The organism is Brevibacterium sp. HMSC24B04 (genome assembly GCF_001806835.1).
Lineage (GTDB): Bacteria > Actinomycetota > Actinomycetes > Actinomycetales > Brevibacteriaceae > Brevibacterium > Brevibacterium ravenspurgense.
In genome coordinates, this window is record NZ_KV786075.1 from 1 (window position 1) to 7,370 (window position 7,370).

General features: G+C 63.6%; 9 protein-coding genes. 2 read left to right on the forward strand and 7 right to left on the reverse strand.

The features are described from left to right. Positions 1-50: 50 nt before the first annotated feature. Genes rdgB through clpS form a run of 5 tightly spaced genes read right to left on the reverse strand, consistent with a single transcriptional unit; the run spans position 51 to position 3,110 of the window. Entirely contained in the window at positions 51-668 is a 618-nt protein-coding gene (rdgB, locus tag HMPREF3092_RS02845) for an RdgB/HAM1 family non-canonical purine NTP pyrophosphatase (RefSeq protein WP_062019624.1), read from the reverse strand. Then, positions 665-1,390 carry a ribonuclease PH gene (rph, locus tag HMPREF3092_RS02850; protein ID WP_070423775.1) on the reverse strand — a complete coding sequence of 242 codons (726 nt, stop codon included), beginning with the start codon at positions 1,388-1,390 and terminating at the stop codon, positions 665-667. Before rph ends, rdgB begins: the two co-directional genes overlap by 4 nt. A gap of 45 nt (positions 1,391-1,435) precedes the next feature. Then, positions 1,436-2,257, reverse strand: coding sequence for an MBL fold metallo-hydrolase (locus HMPREF3092_RS02855; RefSeq protein WP_083274219.1), 822 nt, complete (start codon positions 2,255-2,257; stop codon positions 1,436-1,438). Continuing rightward, entirely contained in the window at positions 2,254-2,817 is a 564-nt protein-coding gene (locus tag HMPREF3092_RS02860; protein WP_070423776.1) for a DUF2017 domain-containing protein, read from the reverse strand. The genes HMPREF3092_RS02855 and HMPREF3092_RS02860 overlap by 4 nt, the downstream gene beginning before the upstream one ends. Next, entirely contained in the window at positions 2,814-3,110 is a 297-nt protein-coding gene (clpS, locus tag HMPREF3092_RS02865) for an ATP-dependent Clp protease adapter ClpS (protein ID WP_061944256.1), read from the reverse strand. The genes HMPREF3092_RS02860 and clpS overlap by 4 nt, the downstream gene beginning before the upstream one ends. A gap of 79 nt (positions 3,111-3,189) precedes the next feature. Here clpS and HMPREF3092_RS02870 point away from each other — a divergent pair, with 79 nt between their 5' ends. After that, complete coding sequence (locus tag HMPREF3092_RS02870; protein WP_070423780.1) at positions 3,190-4,515, forward strand: nicotinate phosphoribosyltransferase; 1,326 nt, start codon at positions 3,190-3,192, stop codon at positions 4,513-4,515. A gap of 27 nt (positions 4,516-4,542) precedes the next feature. On the opposite strand, the gene HMPREF3092_RS02875 is transcribed toward HMPREF3092_RS02870, so the two are convergent. Together HMPREF3092_RS02875 and HMPREF3092_RS02880 are read right to left on the reverse strand one after the other, a co-directional pair. Continuing rightward, positions 4,543-6,342 carry a DEAD/DEAH box helicase gene (locus HMPREF3092_RS02875; RefSeq protein WP_070423777.1) on the reverse strand — a complete coding sequence of 600 codons (1,800 nt, stop codon included), beginning with the start codon at positions 6,340-6,342 and terminating at the stop codon, positions 4,543-4,545. Then, positions 6,339-6,611 (reverse strand): DUF3039 domain-containing protein, encoded by a 273-nt coding sequence (locus HMPREF3092_RS02880; RefSeq protein WP_061943832.1) that lies wholly within the window; start codon positions 6,609-6,611, stop codon positions 6,339-6,341. The genes HMPREF3092_RS02875 and HMPREF3092_RS02880 overlap by 4 nt, the downstream gene beginning before the upstream one ends. 31 nt (positions 6,612-6,642) lie before the next feature. On the opposite strand from HMPREF3092_RS02880, the gene HMPREF3092_RS02885 reads away from it, so the two are divergent. Further along, the gene (locus tag HMPREF3092_RS02885) at positions 6,643-7,155 is read left to right on the forward strand and encodes a flavin reductase family protein (protein ID WP_070423778.1); all 513 of its coding nucleotides are present in this window, start codon (positions 6,643-6,645) and stop codon (positions 7,153-7,155) included. Positions 7,156-7,370 lie beyond the last annotated feature (215 nt).

Below are 7,370 nucleotides of genomic sequence, written 5' to 3' on the forward strand. Positions count from 1 at the left end.
TGAAGCGCGGCCGGTGCATGAGCACCGGCCGCGCTTCAGCGTTTGCGGCGTCAGCCTGCGATGTGCGCGCGGACCTTCTCGACGAGTTCAGTGAATGCTCGACCACGGTGAGACACCGCGTTCTTCTCTTCCCGGCTGTACTCCGCCAGGGACCGTTCCTGACCTTCCGGGATGAAGATGGGGTCGTAGCCGAACCCGCCCGAACCGCGAGGGGCGCGGGCCAGTGTTCCCGGCAGGGCACCTCGGCAGACGATCTCGGTGCCGTCCGTGTCGACAAAAGCTGCCGCACACACAAAAGCGGCTCCTCGGTCGGCGTCCTTGACGTCGGCCAGCTGAGCCAGCAGCAGCCGGTTGTTGGCGAGGTCATCGCCGTGGGCACCGCTCCAACGGGCCGAGAAGATGCCCGGTGATCCACCCAGAATGCTGACGGTCAGGCCGGAATCGTCCGCAAAGGCGGGCATGCCGGATTCAGCAGCGGCCGCGCGCGCTTTGATGAGGGCGTTCTCTTCGAACGTCGTGCCGTCCTCCACGGGGTTGGCCAGTCCCAGAGCCGATGACGTCACAACCGTCATGCCCGGCAGGGTGCGCGACAGGATCGCTTCGAGTTCAGCGCGCTTGCCTTCGTTCCCGGTGGCAAGGACCGCGCGTTTGCCTTCGCCGCCGCTCATGCGTCGAGGGCTTCTTTCTGCAGGCGGGTCAGCTCGGCACAGCCGGTCGAAGCAAGGTCGAGCAGTGTGCCCAGTTCGGTACGATCGAACGGCTCGCCTTCTGCGGTTCCCTGGATTTCGATGAACTTGCCGGAGCCGGTCATGACGACGTTCATGTCTGTTTCGGCCTTCGAGTCCTCTTCGTAGGGAAGGTCGAGAACCGGGGTGCCGTCGACGATGCCGACGGAGACGGCCGCCAGTGAGTCTTTCAGCACCTGGGCGTTCTTGGTGATCCAGCCGAGTTCGCGGCCCTTTTCGATTGCGTCGTGCAGCGCGAGGTACGCCCCGGTGATCGCTGCCGTGCGAGTGCCGCCGTCGGCCTGGAGGACGTCGCAGTCCAGCTGGATGGTGTTTTCGCCCAGCTGCGCGGTGTCGACGACGGCACGGAGGCTGCGGCCGATGAGGCGGGAGATTTCGTGGGTGCGGCCGCCGACTTTGCCGCGGACGGATTCGCGGCTTGAGCGGGTGTGGGTTGCGCGCGGCAGCATGGCGTATTCGCCGGTGACCCAGCCGGTGCCCTCGCCTTTGAGCCAGCGGGGCACGCCTTCGGTCAGGGATGCGGCGCACAGCACGCGGGTGTTGCCGAACTCCACGAGCACGGAGCCTTCGGCGTGGTCGAGCCAGCCGCGCTGGAAGGAAACGGGTCGAAGCTGATCGGCGGTGCGGCCGTCAAAGCGGGTCATGACTGCTCCTCAATGTTGTTGTTCGACGCTGGCATCTGCCGGTTTTTACGGCTGCTGCGCGCGGATTTCCCATGTGCGGTCAGGCACCGCAAGGTCGATTGTGCCGCTGTAGTGGCGTTCTGCCGCGGCGGTGACGGTGTCGGAATTGGTCCAGGGGGCGATGTGGGTCAGGACCAGCCGCTTGGTGCCGGCTTCCTGTGCTGTGCGGCCGGCTCGTTCACCGTTGAGGTGAATGCCGCGCACTGTGTCGCGGCCGTCTTCGAATGCGGCTTCGCACAGGAAGAGGTCGGCCTCACGCGCGGCTGTGGTCAGGTTCTCGCAGGCGTCGGAGTCACCGGAGTAGGCAAGCACCGCACCGTTGTATTCGATCCGCACGGCGTAGGCCTCGACCGGGTGGTGCACCAGGTGCGGGGTGATGGTCACGGGGCCGACCGTGAACGGCTGGCCGTCGCGCATGTCGGTGAACTCGAATGCCTGCTCCAAACCGTCCGAGGTGGAATCGGCTGGGACGGGGCTTGCTCCGGGATCCGTGTGGTGGGCTGCCGTGAGCCTTTCGCGGGTACCGGCCGGACCGTACACCGCCAGACGGTTGGGTGGGCCTCCGGCGTCGAGGAACCGCGGGTCGTAGCGGTGCATGACGTAGAGTCCGGTGACGTCGAGGCAGTGGTCAGGGTGCAGATGGCTGAGCACCACCGCGTCGATGTCGGTGTGGTTGATCCAGCGCTGCAGCGGCCCCAGTGCGCCCGAACCCAAGTCGAGCACGATGTTCCACGTCCGCTCGGCTTCAATCTGCAGCAGATAGCAGCTGGCAGCCGCGTGGGGTCCCGGGTAGGAGCCTGACGTGCCGATCGCAGTGAGTTTCATCATCGGCCGTCTCCGTCCAACTGATTCATGAACAGTTCTGTGAAGCGCTCCTGCATCCAGGACAGGAAGTCGTAGATGGACAGCAGCGCGGCTTCGTTGTCGTCCAGGTTGTCGTCATTGTCGTAGAGCTGCTGCATGTCGTCTTCGGTGACGATGCCCAGCCGACTGGTGATGACCAGGCGGACGTCGGTGAGCCCAATCATCCAGGCGTGCGCTTCGTCGCGGCCGATGTCGGCGGGGCTGGTGCGGCTCAGGGTGAAGAGGATGGTCTGCAGGTTCGCGATTTTGCCTTCGCGGATGTCGTTTTCGGTGTAGCGGCGGAATTCGGCGGAGGCTTCTGGGTTTTCCGGGTCGGCGTCCGGCAGCAGCCGCAGAAGCGCTGGGTCGGTGGGGCGTTCGCGATCTTCTATGCCGACCATCTTTGCCAGCGGGTCGTCGCTTTCGCTGTCGGACCGGCTGTCGAGCAGGGTGATGGTGTCGCTGACAACACGGGCGATGATCGCCTTTTCTGTGTCGTCGAATTCCAGTTGGGCGAATTCGGAGTTCCCGGGCGAGATCTTCATGCCGCTCCCCCGGAGTCCATCTGGCGGCAGGAGGCCCACAGGCCGAAGCCGTGCATGGCGGCCGTGTCTTTTTCCATTTCTTCGCGGGATCCCTGGGACACGATGGCTTTGCCCTCGTAGTGGACCTGCCGCATGAGTTCGGCGGCTTTTTCGCGGGAGTACCCGAAGTAGGACCGGAACACGTATGTCACGTAGGACATGAGGTTGACCGGATCGTTGAACACGATCGTCACCCACGGCAGAGCAGGATCGGTCTGGACGTCGGCGAGGACGTCCGATTCTGCGACGGGCATGGCGGTGGTGCTCACAGCTCTCAACTGTATTGCACGGAGTGCCAAAAGACCCGCTGTGTGGTCCGATATGCTCGCGAGTATGCGTGAACTCACAACGCCTGACGGACCTTCGACCGCTCTTCTTACCGACCATTACGAACTGACGATGCTGCAGGCGGCTTTGGATGCCGGCACTGCGGACACTCCGTGTTTGTTTGAGATGTTCGGGCGCAGACTTCCGGCGGGCCGCCGCTACGGCGTGGTTGCCGGCACCGGCCGCCTTCTGGAGGGGCTGAGCCGTTTCCAGTTCGGCGATGCTGAGCTGCGCTTCCTGCGTGACACGGGTGTTGTGTCCGAGGACGCTCTGGATTGGCTGGCGGATTACCGGTTCTCGGGAACGATCCGCGGCTACCGGGAGGGCGACGTCTATTTCCCCGGTTCGCCTCTGCTCATTGTCGAAGCCTCGTTTGCCGAAGCCGTCATTCTGGAGACCCTCGCTCTGTCGGTGTACAACTACGACAGTGCTGTTGCTGCTGCGGCTTCGCGCATGAGCGGTGTGGCTCGAGGCCGCCCGCTGGCGGAGATGGGTTCGCGGCGCACAAATGAAAGCAGCGCTGTTGCCGCGGCCCGCGCGGCTGTTATCGCCGGTTTTTCTTCTACGTCGAACCTCGAGGCGGGGCGTCGGTATGGCCTGCGCACGATTGGCACCTCTGCACATTCCTTCACTCTTCTGCACCCAACGGAAGAAGATGCCTTCCGCGCGCAGATCAATTCGCTCGGCGCTGACACGACTGTCCTGTTGGATACCTATGACGTTGACGCGGCACTCGAAACTGCGGTTCGCATTGCCGGGCCGAATCTTGGCGGTGTGCGCTTGGATTCGGGCGACTTGGGCATTCAGGCGGCCGAGGTGCGCGAAAAGCTCGATGCGCTGGGAGCGCACAACACGACGATCACGGTGACGAGCGACCTCGACGAGTACGCGATTGCGTCCTTGGCTTCTGCCCCGGTGGATTCCTACGGTGTTGGCACGCGTCTGGTGACCGGCTCTGGTGCGCCGTCCGCGAACCTCGTGTATAAGCTCACGGCCCGGCAGGATGACGAGGGCACGTGGCACTCGGTGGCGAAGAAGGCTGCCGGCAAGGGCTCCCACGGTGGCCTCAAGACCGCCAGACGGGTGCTCTCAGGGGGCACCGCCACGCAGGAGGCAATCGGTGTGCCCCACCTGCCCGACGGCGTAGGCGAAGGGCGGGATCTGCAAGTGGACTTTGTTGTCGATGGGGAAATCGACGACAGCTTCACAGGCCCCGAAGCGGTTGTCCGCGCTCAGGAAATGCACCGGGCCGCGATGGCGGAGCTGCCGCGTTCGGCTCGCCGCCTGCAGGACGGCGACCCGACGATCCCCACGATCTTCTACGACGCCTAAGCTGCGGACCGGATAAGCCAGCGGCGACTATTTTCTGCCGACGAACCAGCGCTGCAGGGTGTTGATGCGGTCGAGGATCTGTTCGCGGCTGGCCTGCGCAACGGCCGGTCCCCCACAGGCACGCCGCAGTTCCAGGTGAATGGAGCCGTGCGGTTTGCCTGTGCGGCGGGCCCACGCTCCGACCATGGACTGCAGTTTGCTGCGGTCTTCTTTCAGTGCGCGGTGCTGCAGCTCTGCTGCTTCCGCCTGCGGCTTTGGTGGGGCGGCCTGGCCGCTGCTGCCGCGTCGTTTGACCTGTTCGGCCTGCCGGGCGCGCAGGAGTTCGGCCACCTGGTCGGGTTCGAGCAGACCGGGCAGGCCGATGAAGTCGAGTTCGTCCTCTGAGCCGACGGCACCTCCGGCACCGAATTCGCCGCCGTCGAACAGCACCTTGTCGAATGACGCCTGTGATTCCAAAGCCTCGTAGGCTCCTTCGTCCAGCGACGATGACGCATTTTCGTTCCTGTTGGCCTGGTCCATCGCTTCGTCGTCGAGCAGATGCTCATCGTCTTCGACGTCTTCGCGTCTGATGTCGAGCGCGTGGTCGCGTTCGACTTCCAGTGAGTTTGCCAGCGCCAGCAGGATCGGCACGGATGGCAGGAAGATGGAGGCTGTTTCGCCGCGTTTGCGTGCGCGCACAAAACGGCCGATGGCCTGTGCGAAGAACAGCGGGGTCGCCGATGATGTCGCGTAGACGCCCACTGCCAGGCGCGGCACGTCGACGCCTTCTGACACCATGCGCACCGCGACCATCCACCGACGGTCGGACTCTTGGAATTCGTCGATCCGGTCGCTGGCTCCGGCTTCGTCGGACAAAACGACGGTGACTTCTTCGCCGGTGATCTGCTTGAGCTGCTTTGCGTAGGCTCGTGCGGTGCTCTGGTCGGTTGCGATGACAAGGCCGCCGGCGTCGGGGACGGTGCGCCGCACTTCGCTCAGCCGGATATCGGCCGCTTTGAGAACGGCGGGGATCCATTCACCCTTGGGGTCCAGCGCGGTCCGCCACGCTTGAGCGTGAACGTCCTTTGTCGCATCAGCTCCCAGGAGGGTTTCCATGACATCGCCGGTTTTGGTCTTCCAGCGCATATTGCCCGAATAGGTCATGAAGATGACCGGGCGGACCACGCCGTCTTCCAGGGCTCGCGAATAGCCGTAGGAGTAGTCGGCCTGCGAGGTGCGGATGCCCTCGTCATCGGGTTCGTAGACGACGAACGGAATCGCGGCCGTGTCTGAGCGGAAGGGCGTACCGGTCAGCGACAGGCGCCTGCGGGCGGGGCTGAAGGCTTCGCGGATGGCGTCACCCCAGGACAGTGCGTCGCCGGCGTGGTGTACCTCGTCGAGGATCACGAGGGTGCGTGCACGGGCGGTCCTGTTGTGGTGCAGAGCGGGTTTTGCGGCCACCTGCGCGTAGGTGACTGCGACACCGTGAAATCCCGGAGCGGTTGAGCCGTCGCTGTTCTTAAAACGCGGATCGAGTTTGATGCCGACACGTCCGGCTGCATCAGCCCACTGCACTTTGAGGTGCTCTGTGGGGGCTACGACGGTGACGCGGTCGACTTTGCGCTGAGCCAGCAGTTCGGCTGCCAGGCGCAGTGCAAAGGTGGTTTTACCGGCACCTGGTGTTGCGACCGCGAGGAAATCTCGCGGTTCGGTGGTGAAGTACTGTTCGAGGGCTTCAGCCTGCCAGGCACGAAGCTTGCCGGCTGTACCCCACGCTGCGCGTTCGGGATAAGCCGGAGGCAGATGTTCTGCTGCCGAGGTGCCCGGAACTCTTCCGGGTACGTTCACTGGTCGTCGGGCTCCTGGGGGCCTTCGGGCATGGATTCGTAGATCTCTCGGCAGGCCGGGCAGACAGGGAACTTCTGGGGGTCACGGGAGGGAACCCACACCTTGCCGCACAGGGCGACGATGGGTGTTCCGGTGACCATTGCCTCCATGATCTTGGCTTTGGGGGCGTAGTGCGAAAAGCGTTCGTGGTCGCCGGGTTCGGTCAGCTGCTCCTGTTGCTGACGTTCGATGGTGGCGCTGCCACCGGGAGCCGAGAACGTTTCAGACATGCCAGCATTCTAGCCGCCTAGACTGAAGGCTATGGATACACCCCAACGTGATCTTGTCGGCATTGATGAGTACCGCCGTATGACCGGCTATATGTCGACGGGCCTTGCTGTTCTCACCTGCGCGAAGGGTTCGCACACCGCGGCAATCACGGTTGATTCCTATATGAGTGTGTCTTGGGATCCGCCGACGATGGCGGTTTCTGTTTATTCGGGTTCACGCATGATGGAGGCGCTGGATACCGCAAGCAGGTACACGCTGAGTGTTCTGTCTGCAGACCACCAGGACACTGCTGAATGGCTTGGAACGCCGGGACAGCCTATCTATGGACTGTTGTCACAGATCCCCACCGAGACGACCGAATTGGGCGGGGTGGTCATTGCCAACTGCCTTGCCTACTTCACCGTGGACATTGCGCAGCGGACGGAGATAACGACCCACACACTGGTGTCCGGCCCGGTTGTCGATCAGGGTGAGAGAAACACAGAAGGCACTCCCCTGCAGCGTTTTCATCGGTCCTATGGGACGTTTACTGAGCGGAACTGAGTTGCAAAGCTGAGAGCGGATACAAAAAATCCCCGGGTGGCATGAAGCCACACGGGGACCAGAACACAAAGGAAACAACACCATCAGAAACCGGAAGGCGTTGTGAGTTCACTTTAGGAATGGGTGAAGGCCCTGCAGGTGCCCCGGGGAGCAAATCAATGCTCAACCCTCGGGGGCGACCTGTCAGGGCCTTCGTTATGGGTGATTGCGGCGGT